Source organism: Streptomyces kronopolitis (genome assembly GCF_050953795.1).
GTDB lineage: Bacteria > Actinomycetota > Actinomycetes > Streptomycetales > Streptomycetaceae > Streptomyces > Streptomyces kronopolitis_A.
On record NZ_CP191850.1, the window covers coordinates 3538970 to 3553017 of the forward strand.

General features: G+C 71.6%; 13 protein-coding genes and 1 tRNA gene. 3 read left to right on the top strand and 11 right to left on the bottom strand.

What is annotated here, in order from left to right; all coding sequences use genetic code 11:
• Positions 1–17 precede the first annotated feature (17 nt).
• Genes ACQP17_RS15465 through ACQP17_RS15475 form a run of 3 tightly spaced genes read right to left on the bottom strand, consistent with a single transcriptional unit; the run spans position 18 to position 3662 of the window.
• On the bottom strand, positions 18–1310 hold the full coding sequence (locus ACQP17_RS15465) for a type III PLP-dependent enzyme (RefSeq protein WP_433856839.1): 1293 nt from the start codon (positions 1308–1310) through the stop codon (positions 18–20).
• Positions 1300–2700, bottom strand: coding sequence for an ATP-grasp domain-containing protein (locus ACQP17_RS15470; protein WP_433856840.1), 1401 nt, complete (start codon positions 2698–2700; stop codon positions 1300–1302). Before ACQP17_RS15470 ends, ACQP17_RS15465 begins: the two co-directional genes overlap by 11 nt.
• A 26-nt stretch (positions 2701–2726) precedes the next feature.
• On the bottom strand, positions 2727–3662 hold the full coding sequence (locus tag ACQP17_RS15475) for a 3-oxoacyl-[acyl-carrier-protein] synthase III C-terminal domain-containing protein (protein ID WP_433856841.1): 936 nt from the start codon (positions 3660–3662) through the stop codon (positions 2727–2729).
• A gap of 321 nt (positions 3663–3983) precedes the next feature.
• Here ACQP17_RS15475 and ACQP17_RS15480 point away from each other — a divergent pair, with 321 nt between their 5' ends.
• Positions 3984–5417, top strand: coding sequence for an MMPL family transporter (locus tag ACQP17_RS15480; RefSeq protein ID WP_433856842.1), 1434 nt, complete (start codon positions 3984–3986; stop codon positions 5415–5417).
• Between the two features lie 130 nt (positions 5418–5547).
• Positions 5548–6852, top strand: a complete 1305-nt coding sequence (locus ACQP17_RS15485) for a sensor histidine kinase (protein ID WP_364882922.1) — start codon at positions 5548–5550, stop codon at positions 6850–6852.
• A 299-nt stretch (positions 6853–7151) separates the two neighbouring features.
• On the opposite strand, the gene ACQP17_RS15490 is transcribed toward ACQP17_RS15485, so the two are convergent.
• From ACQP17_RS15490 to galU, 8 genes are all read right to left on the bottom strand, one after another.
• Positions 7152–7361: a hypothetical protein gene (locus tag ACQP17_RS15490; RefSeq protein WP_433856843.1), complete on the bottom strand. Its 210-nt coding sequence runs from the start codon at positions 7359–7361 to the stop codon at positions 7152–7154.
• A gap of 665 nt (positions 7362–8026) precedes the next feature.
• A tRNA-Ala gene (locus ACQP17_RS15495) sits at positions 8027–8099 on the bottom strand.
• Positions 8100–8174: 75 nt separating this feature from the next.
• Positions 8175–9215 (bottom strand): divisome protein SepX/GlpR, encoded by a 1041-nt coding sequence (sepX, locus tag ACQP17_RS15500; RefSeq protein WP_433856844.1) that lies wholly within the window; start codon positions 9213–9215, stop codon positions 8175–8177.
• Positions 9216–9366: 151 nt separating this feature from the next.
• Positions 9367–9981 (bottom strand): GNAT family N-acetyltransferase, encoded by a 615-nt coding sequence (locus tag ACQP17_RS15505; protein WP_433856845.1) that lies wholly within the window; start codon positions 9979–9981, stop codon positions 9367–9369.
• Between the two features lie 14 nt (positions 9982–9995).
• Positions 9996–10499 (bottom strand): MogA/MoaB family molybdenum cofactor biosynthesis protein, encoded by a 504-nt coding sequence (locus ACQP17_RS15510; RefSeq protein ID WP_433856846.1) that lies wholly within the window; start codon positions 10497–10499, stop codon positions 9996–9998.
• The gene (gene moaC / locus ACQP17_RS15515; protein ID WP_433856847.1) at positions 10496–10978 is read right to left on the bottom strand and encodes a cyclic pyranopterin monophosphate synthase MoaC; all 483 of its coding nucleotides are present in this window, start codon (positions 10976–10978) and stop codon (positions 10496–10498) included. The genes ACQP17_RS15510 and moaC overlap by 4 nt, the downstream gene beginning before the upstream one ends.
• 59 nt (positions 10979–11037) lie before the next feature.
• Positions 11038–12378: a molybdotransferase-like divisome protein Glp gene (gene glp / locus ACQP17_RS15520; protein ID WP_433856848.1), complete on the bottom strand. Its 1341-nt coding sequence runs from the start codon at positions 12376–12378 to the stop codon at positions 11038–11040.
• Between the two features lie 4 nt (positions 12379–12382).
• Positions 12383–13285 carry a UTP--glucose-1-phosphate uridylyltransferase GalU gene (galU, locus tag ACQP17_RS15525; RefSeq protein ID WP_189101747.1) on the bottom strand — a complete coding sequence of 301 codons (903 nt, stop codon included), beginning with the start codon at positions 13283–13285 and terminating at the stop codon, positions 12383–12385.
• A gap of 110 nt (positions 13286–13395) precedes the next feature.
• On the opposite strand from galU, the gene ACQP17_RS15530 reads away from it, so the two are divergent.
• Positions 13396–13998 (top strand): 5-formyltetrahydrofolate cyclo-ligase, encoded by a 603-nt coding sequence (locus ACQP17_RS15530; RefSeq protein WP_433856849.1) that lies wholly within the window; start codon positions 13396–13398, stop codon positions 13996–13998.
• Positions 13999–14048: the final 50 nt, after the last annotated feature.

The following is a 14048-nucleotide window of genomic DNA, read 5'->3' on the forward strand; positions in this document are numbered from 1 at the left end:
GATGAAGGTGTGGGTGGTCAGTTGTCGGTCTCGGCGACGGGCGCCGCTGCCGGGTACAGGCGCTGGCGGCGCAGCAGGTCCTCGGGGAACTCCCGTTCGCCCACGAGGTGGTCCCGGCCGTCGGTCACCAGCACCTCGGCGGGGTAGCCGTGGCTGAGGAAGTGCACGGGGGAAGCGGTCGGCCCGTACGCGCCGGAGCGCTCCACGCCGATCAGGTCGCCTGTGCGCAGCGGCGGCAACTGCACCTTCTTGCCAAGGGTGTCGTTGGGGGTGCACAGCGGCCCGGTGATGTTCCAGCTCCCGGTCTCCGCCTCATCGGTGCGGTTGAGCAGCCGGATGGGGAAGTTGCGCTTGACGAAGGAACCGATGCCGACGGCCGCCATGTGGTGGTTGGTGCCACCGTCGACCACCGCGAAGTTCTCGTCCATCGACGTCTTCACATAGCGCACCCGGGAGACGTAGACCCCGTACGGCGCGGTGAGGTAGCGGCCCAGCTCGTTGATCAGCCGGGTGCCGGGGTGACGGGCGGCGAACTCCTCGATGACCGGATTGAGCAGCCCGGTCAGCCGCTCCTGGTCGAGATCGCTCTCCCCGTCGAAGTACGCGACCCCGAAGCCGCCGCCGAAGTCGACCAGGTCCAGCACGAAGCCGAGCTTCTCCGACAACCGCTCGGCGAGGTCGAAGATGCGACCGGTGTTCTCGGCCACCACTTCCTCGCTGAGGATGCGGGTGCCCATGTAGACCTGGACACCCATCAGCCGGACGTGAGCGTGCCGTGCGGCCAGGTCCGGCAGGTCGAACAGCTGGCTCTCGTCGATGCCGAACTGCCGGGGCTTGCCGCCCATGGTCAGGCCCGAGCCCTTGACCGCGAAGCTGGGATTGACGCGCAGCGCCACGGACGCGGTGACACCGCGCTCACGGGCCAGCTCGTCGATGACGGCCAGTTCGCCCAGCGACTCGCAGACGATCGCGTAGATCCCCTCGTCCAGACACGCCGCGATCTCCGCGCGACTCTTGCCCGGCCCGAGGAAGATGATGTCGCGCGGCGCGATACCGGCCCGCCGGGCGGTGACAAGCTCGGTCATCGAGGAGATCTCGGCGCAGGCGCCCTGCCGGCCCAGCAGCGCGCAGAGCGAGATGTTCGGGTTCGCCTTCAGCGAGAAGAAGATCTCCGCGCGCGGGTGCAGACGGGCCCGGAGGGACCGGAAGTTCGCGGCGAGCGCGTCGCCGTCGTACACATACATCGGGGTGCCGTGCCGTTCGGCCAGCTCGGTGATGCCGATGCCCTGGATCTTGAACTCAGCCGACATGGAAGGCTCCTTCCGTCGCCGCGGCCAGCCGGGCGGTGATCTCGGTGTCGATCGCGGAGACCTGCTCCGCGGTGTCGCCCACGACCAGGCCGTAGAGCCGTCCGTCGGCGGACGCGCCGGGCTCGGCGAGGGTGTGCACGGCGGCATTGACGGTGGCGTAGTTGTTCACCAGCAGCCCGGCGCCGTCGGGGCGCTCCAGCAGCAGGCCGTCGAGAGTGCGGCGCAGTTCCTCGAAGGCGAGCGGTGCGGTGAGTCTGAGGGGGTAGTGACGGGCGAGCGCGATACGTCCCTCGCCGACGAATGCCTCCTGCAGCAGGACCTGGTAAGTGGACATGTTGTTGCGGGCGTTGATTTCGATGACCGGGAAGAGCGTGCCGTCGGGCAGCAGCAGGGCATCCATGCCCGCCACTCCGAAGTAGCCGTCGGCGGCTAGGCGCGCGCCGATGCGCAGTCCGGCGTCGTTGAGTTCGGCGAGCTGGAGCGGGGAGAGCCGGGCGGGCATCCGATGACCCTTGTGAGTGCCGTTCTCGGTGAGCGCTTCCTTGACGAAGTCACCGCGCACCGAGCCGTCGCGGCCCACCGTGACCTGGTAGTTGAGATCGGCCTGCTTGGTCACCCACTCCTCCAGCACCAGCCCGGCCCGGTCGCTGCCGGCCGCCTCGGCGCGGGAGAGGACCATGCGGTGCACCCGGTCGAGCCGGCGCTCGCTCTCGATCACCATGATCCCCTTTCCGGACACTCCGTAGGCGTCCTTGAGGACCAGCCTGCGGCCCTGCGCGAGGAGCGCACGGGCTTCGGCGACGGCGGCCGTCAGCTCGGTGACCGTGTCGCAGGCCCACCCACGTGCCTGCCGGATGCCGAGCGCGTCGGCGACCCGGCGGCTGTAGATCTTGCTGTTGACCGCCTTGCACACGGCGGCCGTCGGGTGTGCCAGCGGCAGCCCCGTCCGCGCGGCGAGTTCCTCCTCGACGGCGGAGACGCCGTGGACGTAGAGCATCAGCCCGTCCCGTGCGGCGGCGTCCGCGAGCGTGGCATGCAGGGCCGGGTCGGCCAGCGCGTCCTGCGAGACCGTGCGTGCCGGATCGGACTCGGCGACGACGTGCACGGTGGGCAGCGCCAGGCCGAGGTGGCGCAGGTACGCCAGGTAGCCCTCGTCCGGCCGGCTCTTGAGCACGACGTGGTCGCGCTCGTCGGCCAGCAGCATGGCGAACTCGTCCATGGAGTTCACCACGGCTCCGCCGGCGGTGAAGCCCATGCGCGGCAGCCCTGGTTCGCCGAGCGCCCACTGCTCCTCGACCTCGAAGTTGCCGAGGAAGACGAACGCCGCCTTCTCGTCCCCGGCCACAGCCGCCTTCAAGCGGGCGTTGAAGCCCGGCAGCAACGTTTCCATGTTGTCCCCTCGCCCGTGATGACGGCTCAGTGCTGCACGACCATCGCCGAGAACGTCGCGCCGAGCCCGACGGCGGTCAGCAGATACCGCCCGCCGGGGCGCAACCGGCCGAGCTGGCCGGCCGTCCCGTAGTTGACGAAGGGATCCGCGCTGAAGCAGTGACCGGTCACCGGGATGTTGTCCAGAAAGATGCGTTCCCAAGGAAGATCGAGCTGATCGGCGACCGCATGCCAGGAGATGGTGTTCACGTTGTGCGGAATGATCAGGTCGATATCGTCGAAGGCGATGCCGGAATTCTCACAGGCCGCCATCATCACCTCGCCGAGCGCTTCCGTATAAAGCTTGTTGAATTCCGTGGAGGACGGCTCACCGGTGACGACTTCGTCATGAAACCGCCCGTAGGTCCGCGTGGCCCGGCCGAGCACCTCGTCGGTGTCCCCGGCACGTCCCTCCCGCACCAGGACGGCCGCCGCGGCCTCGCCCCCGACATTGCTGCGCGGCACACATCGTGCGATCGGGGTGAAGTTCTTCTCGCCGGCGAGGACGAGCGCCAACGCGTCCGGGTCGCCGTCCGCGGCCAGCAGCCGGCCGCAGAGGTGCACCGCCTCGAGACCACTGGCGCAGGCCTGGCCGGTCACCGCGAAGGCGACAGCCTCGGACAGGCCCAGTTCCGCGCCGATCCGCCGCAGCGCGCCGGCGGGGTCCGGCCTGCTGCTGGGGAAGGTACGGGCCTGGACCAGGTAGCGCACCCGCTGCTCCTGGCCGCGCAGCCCGTCCAGTTTGGACGCCGCGGCGAGCAGCAGCCCCTCCTCGTCCAGTTCCGGAGCCCGGACCACCGCCGACAGCCCGTAGAAGCGCTGGAAACGACGGACCTGCCTCGCGTCCAGCGGGGAATCCTCCCGGAGTTCGGAAATCGGAACACTCGGGGGGAGGAACGTCGAAACAGCTGCGAAGGATGTCATCCGGTCGCTCCGGAAAGTCTCGGCACGCGCGCCCCCGTATGGTGGATTGTCGGCGATGCAATTTCCGGGCCAGTCTGGCCAATTCGGCTGACAGGCCAGTGACCGGTTGATGACGGAACACTCCGCTCGCGGCCGCGTATCGCGTCCGGACCGGAAGTCCGGTAGTGCTAGCACTACTTCGCGAGACGTCTTAACACCTGTGCGCTTCCGCAGCCGCGTCCCGGAACATGGAACGTGCCGCTCCGCCCACCCCTCCTTCGGTGTGCCAGGTGGAGCCGGGAATCCGGCGCGGCCGGACAGGGAGGTGGACCGGTGGGTGTGATGGACCTGAGAACGGCCGTGGCCAGGACGGCGGGCTGGAGTGCGAGGCACCCCTGGTCGACGCTGTCCCTGTGGCTGGGGGGTGTCGCGGCCTCCTTGGCCGCGGGGCTCCTGTCACTCAGGGCCCCGGTGGACGAGGTGCTCGCCGACGCGTCCGCCCGGCGGATGACCTGGTACGTCCTCGCCGCCGGCGGCACCGTCCTGCTGTTGCTGATCGCGCTGCTGGCTGCGGTCGTGCCTGCCCTGGTGTCCCTGTTGGTCACCCTGAGCGTCGTGGCCGGGGCCGACGGCTGGTGGGCGGTGCTGGCCCGGCTGTTACCCGGCGGGCGGCCCACCGCCTCCGTTCTGGCACTGGTGACCGTCCTGGGCACGGCACTGAGCCTCACCTACTGCTTGCTCCACCTCCGGTCCGAGCGCGCGGCCCGGAGCTTCGGGGCGAGCCGCGCGCAGAGCACCGAGGCGGCCGGCGGCTCCAGCCACGCCGTCCTGCTCTCCAGCTGTGTGACGATCGCGGTGGTCTGCGGGCTCTACGTCGCGGGCGATCCGCTGCTGTCCACGGTAGCCACCGGGCTGGTGCTCACGGTGACCGCCGTGATGCTGGCCTCCCTCACCGTCCTTCCCGCGGTCACCGCCCGCTTCGGCCGACATCTGGCCTGGCCCAAGCTGCCGGTGCTGTGGCGGCTCACCTACCGGCTCGGTCCGCCGCGGCTGTGGCCACTGCTGCTGCGGCCCGGTGTCCGGCGCCCCGGCGGGACCCTTGCGGGTTCGGTGGCCCTGCACGCCGTGCTGGCGCTGCCGCTGGTGTGGTGGCCCCGGGAGTTCCCCGGCACCCCGGCCACGCTGCTGCACGACACCACGGCCTCCGCCGGCTGCGGGATCTCCGCCCTGAACGCCGTCGCGGTGGCGACTGCCACCGTCCTGCTGGGCTTCGCTGCGCTGACCGCGGTGTTCCGGTCCGCCCCGGTGGCCCTCGTGGTCACGATTCCCGGAGCGCTCACCGCGGTCTCCGCCTGCGGGCTGTCCGCGCCCCTCCTGCGTCTGTGGGAACCCGCACCGGCCCCCGGCGCCTGGGGGTACGGTGCTCCGGCCCCCTGGGCGCCGCCGCTCGGCTTCGTTCTCGCGCTCGCCGTGTCCGGCCTGCTGCTGCGCGACGTCGTGCTGCGCGTACGAGCGCACCGGGCCGCCGGTATGGCTCCGCGGGAGGCCGCCGCGCGGGCGGTGACGCACACCGCGGACGGCATGACCGTCGGCGCCGTCCTCATGTGCGCCGTCTTCGCGCTCGGCGCGGTCCTGGGCTCGCCGGAAGTCGCCCGGATGTGTCTGGTGTTGACGGTGTCAGTCGTGCTCACCGTCACCCTGGTACGGGCGTTGACCCTGCCCTCTCTGGCCGTAGTAGTGGCCACCACCTGGGCGGTACCCGGCGCCGCCCGCTGAAGGGCGGCCATTCCCCCCCCTCAGAAGTAGGCCTAATACCCCTGATTCACGGGGCCGGGCCCCGCAGGATGGACCCAGCACGATGCCGGGGCAGGCCCCGCACCTAGCAGGAACTCGGGAGACGACAGACATGACCGAAGACACGTACCGCTCCGTGGAGAGCGCCCGCCAGGGGCGGAACTGGTTCACCGCCGGCTGGTTAGCCATGGGCCGCGGGTTGAACATGTTCTTCCTCGGGCTGCTGGCCGTCTTCCTCGCCTGGTTCGTGCTCACCGGACTGACCCTGGCGCTGGTGGGCTTCGGACTCTTCCTGGTGCCCGGGCTCGTCGCGGGCCTGCGCTGGTCCGCCCGCACCCAGCGGCGCCTGACCGGTGCCACGGGCGTCCCGGTCGCCGAGCCGTACTCGCCCCTCCCGCAGCGAGTCGGCGGCTGGAAGGGCGCCTGGCGCACCTGCGAGGCGCTCCTGACCGACAGCGCGACCTGGCGGGACATGCTGTGGGCGCAGTGCGCGGCCACGGTCACCGGCCTGCTCGCCGTCATCCCCTTCGGAATGCTCGCCCACGGCCTGTTCGGCATGCTGCTCCCGTTCATCTGGGAGCCGGTGGTGCACGCGTGGGACGGCACCTGGTACCTGTTCGTCCCGGTGCGCAGCCAGGACGCCGCCTGGATCGCCGGCGGCCTCGGCCTGATCGAGATCCCGGTCGGCCTGCTGATCGCCCCGTACGTCCTGCGACTGCACGCCCGGATCACCCACTCCCTGCTGGCCCCGACGGCCAAGGCCGGGATGAGCCTGCGGGTCGAGCACCTCGCCCGGACCCGTACGGACGTCGTGGACTCCTCCGCCGCCGAAATCCGGCGCATCGAACGCGACTTGCACGACGGCGCCCAGGCCCGGCTGCTGGCCATGGGCATGAAGCTGGGAGCGGCCGAGTCGCTGCTGGACGAGAACCCGGAAGCCGTGCGCACCCTGCTCGCCGAGACCCGCGATGCCTCCGTGCGGGCGCTGGAGGAACTCCGTGACCTCGTCCGGGGCATCCACCCGCCGGTGCTCGCCGACCGTGGCCTGGTCGACGCCGTCCGCTCGCTGGCGATGGAGAGCCGCCTCCAGGTCCAGGTGACCGCGAACCTCCCGTCCCGCCCGGAGCCTGCGGTGGAGTCGGCCGCCTACTTCGCCGTCTGCGAGCTGCTGGCCAACGCGACCAAGCACTCCGGAGCCCGCCGCGTCCTGATCGACGTCCAGTACCGTGCCAACGCCCTGGCCGTGAGCGTCACCGACGACGGTAACGGCGGCGCGGGCATGGAGTCCGGCAGCGGCCTCCTCGGCGTCCAACGCCGTCTGGCCGCCTTCGACGGCACCCTCGGCATCAGCAGCCCCGTCGGCGGCCCCACCACCGCCAGCCTCCAGGTCCCTTGCACCCTCACGGTCGCACCCTGACCTGACGGCGCCCGCGGCCGCCGGGACTCCGGCCCCGCCCCCACAGCCCAAACGAAGGCGGCTCCCCCGTTCCACCAGGGAGAGCCGCCTTCCCCTCGCCACCCTCGAACTCTCCCTGAGCCAACTCCAGGAAAGCTCCGCCTCGTTGTGTACTACCGGCACAAGGGTTGCTGAGGCCATCCCTCCTGATCAACCGTCCTGTACGAGCCCGCGACGGTCACGTTGAAGTCGTCACGACTGCCGTACGTCGCTGCCGTACGTCGCTGCCGTACGTCGCTGCCGTACAGCGACCAGCCGGATCAGGAGGCACTTGCACGGTCACCGCTGCCGCCACCTCTCGACATCCGTTCATAGATCACGAGGAGTGGTGTGACGTAGCCGGAGGCTTCCGGGACGCTGGCCCGACCGCTCATGATGAGTCCGACTCCGGCGAGGAGAGCGATCACATAGACGGTGCCGCTGAGCCAATGCAGGGACACCAACTGGCCCTGATGCTTGCCCTCTTCCATAATGAGGAAGTTCCTCTCTGCAGGGGAGGTGCCGAGGGCCATCCGCTTCGTTACCAGGCGCCGCGGATGGCTTTCCTCGTCAGAGCGATTCTCGACCAACCCACCCCGCAACCGCAACTTCCAAGGTCAGAGTGGTGCAATAGTTAACATCGCATCCACCATCTGCCAATTGACCTTGGAAAATAAGGCATGATGAGTGATCGTGGGAGGGAGCTCCCGGCAAGCCACAGCTGGACGCCTCGCCGGCTTGAGCGAGAGCGGGAACACTGCGCCGAGACCGCACGACAATGCCCCTGCATGAACAGCGACGTTCAGACACGGATCGCCATCGGACACTCGTGAACCTCGTGCACGACGTCAGTCGGCGCGACGCAGGTCGTGATCATCGGACACGGCAGCCGTGAGGCGACCAAAACCACATCCGCTGCGTGCAGTTCTCGCCTCGGAGCATCGACGGGACTGGCGCACCACGATCTGCAGAACAACCGTGGAGGTCTCCACGCACCTGCCGCCGGCAGTCGACGCGAAAAGAAGGCGCTCCGGAAATCGAGCAGACATCCCGGCGGCAGCCAAGCGGATCCCACCTAGTTGCTGCGCTTCACTGCCGTGCGACACGAAAAAGCCCCCACCGGATCATCCCGGTGGGGGCTTTGACGCGTTGGTTGTGGACCTGAGGGGATTCGAACCCCTGACCCCCTCGTTGCGAACGAGGTGCGCTACCAGCTGCGCCACAGGCCCTTGCGACGAGTGAAACTCTAGCATCTCGGTCGCGGTGCTCGGAAATCGCTTCCGGTGCTGGTCAGCGGAGGGCCGTCACTCGTTCGCCGCGCGCGGGCGGTCCTCGTCCTCGTACTGGTCGAAGAGCGGGGTGCGGCCGCGGGTGCGGCGGCCGGGGTGGGTGGGGCGGTCCTGGGGGGTGTCGGGCTGGGGGTGGTCGGGGGCGGCGCTGGAGCGGGCGGAGCTCCAGGCGTCCTCGGCGTCCAGGTCGACGTGGCTGGTGGCGCGCGGGGCGACGGGGGCGGTCACGTAGGTGGGGAGGGGGACCGGGACGGGCTCCCAGCTGCCGGCGGCGGGGCGCGGGCGCTCGCGTTCGCGCTGCTGGTCGACCCACTCGGCGTGGTCGGTCTCCTCCACCAGGGCGCGGCGACCGGCGGTGTGGACGGGGGGGGCGGGCCGGGGCGGTTCCGGGGCGGCGTCCGGGAGGTCAGTGCGGGCGTCGGCCGGGTGGTCGTCGGCGGGCGGCTGGTCGGCCGCCCGGTGAGGGTGTCGGCGGCCCTCCCGCAGTCGCTGTGCTGCCGCCTCCGCCTTGCGCTGGTCCATGGTGAAGGTGAAGCGGCGGCGCTCCTGGGTGCGCAGATAGACGATGTAGGCGGTCAGGAGCAGGGCGGGGAGGACGGGGGCCCAGAGGAAGGGCATGCCGCCGACCGCGACGACGACGGCGCCGACGGTGAAGGCCATGAAGAGCAGGGTGGTGGTGCGCCGGCGGCGGGCGAGGACCTTGGCGCGCTTGGTCCGCTCGGCGGCGGAGGGGCGCGGAGCGGCGGCCTGCACCCGGGCGCGGGGAGCGTCCAGCGCGTCCTCCCGAGCGGGGTCACCGAAGGGCCGGGCGTCGGCCTCGTCGGCCGGAGCGTCCGGGTCCGCTTCGTCGCCCGTATCGTCGGACGGGTACCCACCACGCTCTTTGTCGTAGCGGCGCTGCATCGCCGCGCGTCCGGACAGCAGCCGGATGGCGGTGCTGAAGCGCTCGGTCGGACGGGCCTCGTTCAGCTCGTCCTGCCTACGGAGCCACATCGGCACCAAGTAGGCAGCCCAGGCCCCGACGATGACTGCGTAGATGAGGCCGCTGCTTCTCACGCCTCACACGGTAGAGGGGTTTGCAGGGGGCCATCCGCCAATTGAGCCGGTGTGTCGCACGATCTGGCTGATATCTCGAACTTTTTTGTGATGGTAGAGATCGGCGCGGTCGCCTATCGGGTCGATCGGCGACACTATTCGAACATTTATTTTATTTACGCGAGGAGCCGGGAGTACCGGGTCTCTCCCGCCGCCAGCGGTTGAGCAGGCCCCCGGGCACCTCTTCGGTGGTGAGGGCGTATACCGCGTGGTCGCGCCAGGCGCCGTCGATGTGCAGATAGCGGGGGCGGATGCCCTCCTCGCGGAATCCGAGTTTCTCCACCACCCGGCGGCTGGGGGTGTTCTCGGGCCGAATACAGACCTCGATGCGGTGCAGTCCCACGGCGCGGAAGCAGTGGTCGACGGCGAGCGCCACGGCGGTCGGCATGACACCGCGGCCGGCGACTCCCTGGTCGACCCAGTAGCCGATGTGGCCGGCGCACATGGAGCCCCAGGTGATCCCGGCTACCGTGAGCTGCCCGGCGAGCCGGCCGCGGTATTCGATGACGAACGGCAGCATCCGGCCGGCGTGCGCCTCGGCGCGCAGATGGCGGACCATCTGGCGGTAGGTGGGGCGGTGCGGCGGGACGAGGCCGGGCGGGGGCGGCGGGACGGTCGCCTCCCAGGGGCGCAGCCAGTCGCGGTTGCGGCGGTTGACCTCGCGCCAGGCCCGCTGGTCGCGCATCTTTATCGGGCGGAGGATGACCTCCCCGTCCGTGAGGACCACGGGCCAGGACGCGTTCAGCTCGGGCTCCCGGGCGCTGCGGGGTGGTCGCCGCCGTGGATCTGGTCGACGGCGTGCGGCAGCAGGTCGGCGAGGACGGCGAGGCCGTCGCGGACCCCGCCGGTGGAGCCGGGGAGGTTGACGATCAGGGTCGTGCCGGCGACGCCCGCGAGGCCGCGGGAGAGGGCGGCGGTGGGGACCTTGCTCCGGCCGGCGGCGCGGATCGCCTCGGGGATGCCGGGGATCTCGTAGTCCAGGACGCGGCGGGTGGCCTCGGGGGTGCGGTCGGTGGGCGACAGGCCCGTGCCGCCGGTGGTCAGGACGACGGCGTAGCGGCCGGAGGCGACGGCCTCGCGCAGGGCGGCCTCCACCGGGTCGCCGTCGGGCACCACCCGCGGGCCGTCGGCCTCGAAGCCCATGGCCCTCAGGCCCTCGGTGAGCAGCGGTCCGCCGCGGTCGGGGTAGACGCCGGCCGCGGCCCGGTGGGAAGCGGTGACGACCAGGGCGCGGGCGGGTGTCATGACCGGCTCCAGTCGCCGGACTTGCCGCCGGTCTTCTCCTCGACGCGGACATCGGAGATGACGGCCGCCTTGTCGACGGCCTTGACCATGTCGACGACGGTGAGGGCGGCGACGGACACCGCGGTCAGCGCCTCCATTTCGACGCCGGTGCGGTCGGTGGTCTTGACCGTGGCGGTGATCTCGACGGCGTCGTCGGTGACCGCGAGGTCGACCTTGACGCCGGAGACGGCCAGCGGGTGGCAGAGCGGGATCAGGTCGGGGGTGCGCTTGGCGCCCATGATGCCGGCGATCCGGGCGGTGGCCAGGGCGTCGCCCTTGGGCATGCCCTCGCCCCGCAACAACTCGATGACCTGCGGCGATACCAGGACCCGGCCACGGGCGCGGGCGGTGCGGGCGGTGACGTCCTTGGCGGAGACGTCCACCATCCGCGCCGCGCCCGCCGCGTCGAGATGGGTGAGGTGGTGCTGGCCGCTGCTCATCGTTCTCCCGGTCAAAACTGCCGCCTGTGGGACGACACCGTACCCCCGGCGGCGACGGGTCAGCCGAGCAGGACGACGTCCACCTCGCTGTCCGCGGCGACCTCGGTGGTCTCCTCGGGGACGACGATCAGGGCGTCGGCGTGGGCCATGGCCTTGATCAGGTGTGAGCCGGCGCCGCCGACCGGGGCGACCGTGCCGGCCCCGGCGTCGTAGCGGCCGCGCAGGAACTGGCGGCGTCCTTGGGGCGAGGAGGCGATGCCGTCGGTGATCCGGGCGCGGAGGGTGGGGCGGTGGACGTCGGGCAGCCCCATGAGGACGCGCAGGGCGGGGCGGACGAACAGTTCGAAGGAGACGTACGAGCTGACGGGGTTGCCGGGCAGGGCCAGGAGCGGGATGCGGTCGGGGCCGATGAGGCCGAAGCCCTGGGGCTTGCCGGGCTGCATGGCCAGGGTGCGGAACTCGACCGTCCCGCCGGCGAGCGGCGAGCCGTCGTCCTCCGTCGCGGACAGGGCGGTCAGGGTCTCCTTGACCACGTCGTAGGCGCCGACGCTGACGCCGCCGCTGGTGACGAGGAGGTCGGCCCGGATGAGCTGGTCCTCCAGGGTGGAGCGGAGGGTGTCGGCGTCGTCGGCGACGGCGCCGACGCGGTAGGCGAGGGCTCCGGCGGCGCGGGCGGCCGCGGTCAGCTGGAAGCTGTTGGAGTCGTGGATCTCGCCGGGGCCCAACGCCTCGCCGGGCTGGACGAGTTCGCTGCCGGTGGACAGCACCACGACGCGGGGGCGGGGCCGCACCCGGACCGTGCCGCGGCCGATGGCGGCGAGCAGACCGATCTGCGAGGGGCCGAGGACCGTGCCCGCGCGCAGGGCCTGCTCGCCTTCGGTGACATCGCTGCCGCGGGTGCGGATGTGGGCGCCGGCCGCGGCCGGGCGGTGGACGCGGACCTCGCCGCCGGCGTCCTCGGGGGCGGCGCTGTGGGCGCGCATCGCGGCGGCCGGGCCCTCGCCCGCTCCGCCGTCGGTCCACTCGACGGGGACGACGGCGTCGGCGCCGGGCGGCACCGGGGCGCCGGTCATGATGCGGGCGGCCTGGCCGGGGCCGACGGCCGGCAGCTCGCCGTGGCCGGCCGCGATGTCCCCGATGACGGTGAGGGAGACCGGGGCGCCCCGGTCGGCGGCGGCGGTGTCGGCGGCGCGGACGGCATAGCCGTCCATGGAGCTGTTGTCGAACGGCGGCAGGGCGACCGGGACCGTGACGTCCTCGACCAGGACGCAGCCCTGGGCGTCGAGGAGTTGCAGCTCGATCGGGTCGAGGGGGGCGATCTTCGACAGGACGTCGTCGAGATGCTCGGCCACCGACCAGACGCGGTCCTGGTGGCGGGTCTGGCCGGTGGTGCCGTTCAACGTTTTACATCTCCTCGGTCACGTAACTGCGAAGCCAGGACCGGAAGTCCGGGCCGAGGTCCTCACGTTCGCATGCGAGTCGGACAATGGCACGCAGATAGTCGCCGCGGTCGCCGGTGTCATAGCGGCGGCCCTTGAAGACCACGCCGTGCACCGGGCCGCCGAGGGCGGGGTCGGCGGCCAGCGCCTGGAGGGCGTCGGTGAGCTGGATCTCGCCGCCGCGGCCCGGGGCGGTCTTGCGCAGCACCTCGAAGACGGCCGGGTCGAGGACGTAGCGGCCGATGATGGCGAGGTTGCTGGGGGCCTCGGCCGGGTCGGGCTTCTCGACCAGGTCGGAGACGCCGACCACGTCGTCGTCGCCGGTGGGGGTGGCGGCCGCGCAGCCGTAGAGGTGGATCTGGGCCGGGTCGACCTCCATGAGGGCGATGACCGAGCCGCCGTACTGCTCCTGTATCTCGACCATGCGCGCCAGCAGCGGGTCGCGGGGGTCGATCAGGTCGTCGCCGAGCAGGACGGCGAAGGGCTGGTCGCCGACGTGTGGTGCGGCACACAGCACGGCGTGGCCCAGGCCCCTGGGGTCGCCCTGGCGGACGTAGTGCATGGTCGCCAGGTCGCTGGACTCCTGGACCTTGGCGAGGCGGGACTCGTCGCCCTTGCGGTGCAGGGCCTCTTCGAGTTCGTAGTTGCGGTCGAAGTGGTCCTCAAGGGGGCGCTTGTTCCGGCCGGTCACCATCAGGACGTCGGAGAGTCCGGCGGCGGCCGCCTCCTCCACCACGTACTGGATGGCGGGCTTGTCGACGACCGGGAGCATCTCCTTGGGCGTGGCCTTGGTGGCGGGGAGAAACCGGGTGCCGAGGCCGGCTGCGGGGATGACAGCCTTGCTGATCCGCGTGTGCGATGGGGTCATGCGCGCCACCATAACCGGCCCTATCGGAATGATGATGAGGGTACGGCGAAAAGCCACAAGAGCGGGAGCAAGGGCACACAGTGAGCGTCGATCACGATAGAAAGCGCAGGTTGCGGCGGGCCCTCCTGGAGGTGAGGAGTGCGTTGCCGGCGGATGTCCTCGCGTCGACGGGCGAGGCGCTGGCCCGGCGCGCGCTGGAGCTGGACGAGCTGGCCGGCGCCGGCTCGCCGGGCACCGCGCCCACTGTCGCGGCGTACGTCTCGATCGGCGGTGAGCCCTCCACCCGCGCGCTGCTCGACAGGCTGCGGGCGGCCGGGGTGCGGGTGCTGCTGCCGGTGCTGCTGGCGGACAACGATCTGGACTGGGCGTGCTACGAGGGCGCCGAGGGGCTCGTCCGGGCGGGCCGCGGGCTGCTGGAGCCGGCCGGGCCGCGGCTGGGCCCCGAGGCCGTCACCGGGGCGGACGTGGTGCTGTTGCCGGGGCTCGCGGTGGACCGCGGCGGGCTGCGGCTGGGGCGCGGCGGCGGCTCCTACGACCGGGTGCTGGCGCGGCTGGAGCGGGCCGGGGCGCGGGCGTCGCTGGTGGTGCTGCTCTACGACGCGGAGGTGCTGGCGGAGGTGCCCGCCGAGCCGCACGACCGGCGGGTGCATGCCGCGGTGACCCCGTCGGCGGTGCATCGGTTCGCCGCGCCGCCGGCCCGCGCGGAGGGCTGAGCGGCGCGGCCGGGAAGCCGCAAGGGGCGGACCGGAGAGTTCCGGTCCGC

Coding starts and splice junctions, on each gene's coding strand:
- ACQP17_RS15465 (WP_433856839.1), bottom strand. CDS start 1,310: ATGTCGGCTGAGTTCAAGATCCAGGGCATCGGCATCACCGAGCTGGCC.
- ACQP17_RS15470 (WP_433856840.1), bottom strand. CDS start 2,700: ATGGAAACGTTGCTGCCGGGCTTCAACGCCCGCTTGAAGGCGGCTGTG.
- ACQP17_RS15475 (WP_433856841.1), bottom strand. CDS start 3,662: ATGACATCCTTCGCAGCTGTTTCGACGTTCCTCCCCCCGAGTGTTCCG.
- ACQP17_RS15480 (WP_433856842.1), top strand. CDS start 3,984: ATGGACCTGAGAACGGCCGTGGCCAGGACGGCGGGCTGGAGTGCGAGG.
- ACQP17_RS15485 (WP_364882922.1), top strand. CDS start 5,548: ATGACCGAAGACACGTACCGCTCCGTGGAGAGCGCCCGCCAGGGGCGG.
- ACQP17_RS15490 (WP_433856843.1), bottom strand. CDS start 7,361: ATGGAAGAGGGCAAGCATCAGGGCCAGTTGGTGTCCCTGCATTGGCTC.
- ACQP17_RS15510 (WP_433856846.1), bottom strand. CDS start 10,499: ATGACACCCGCCCGCGCCCTGGTCGTCACCGCTTCCCACCGGGCCGCG.
- moaC (WP_433856847.1), bottom strand. CDS start 10,978: ATGAGCAGCGGCCAGCACCACCTCACCCATCTCGACGCGGCGGGCGCG.
- galU (WP_189101747.1), bottom strand. CDS start 13,285: ATGACCCCATCGCACACGCGGATCAGCAAGGCTGTCATCCCCGCAGCC.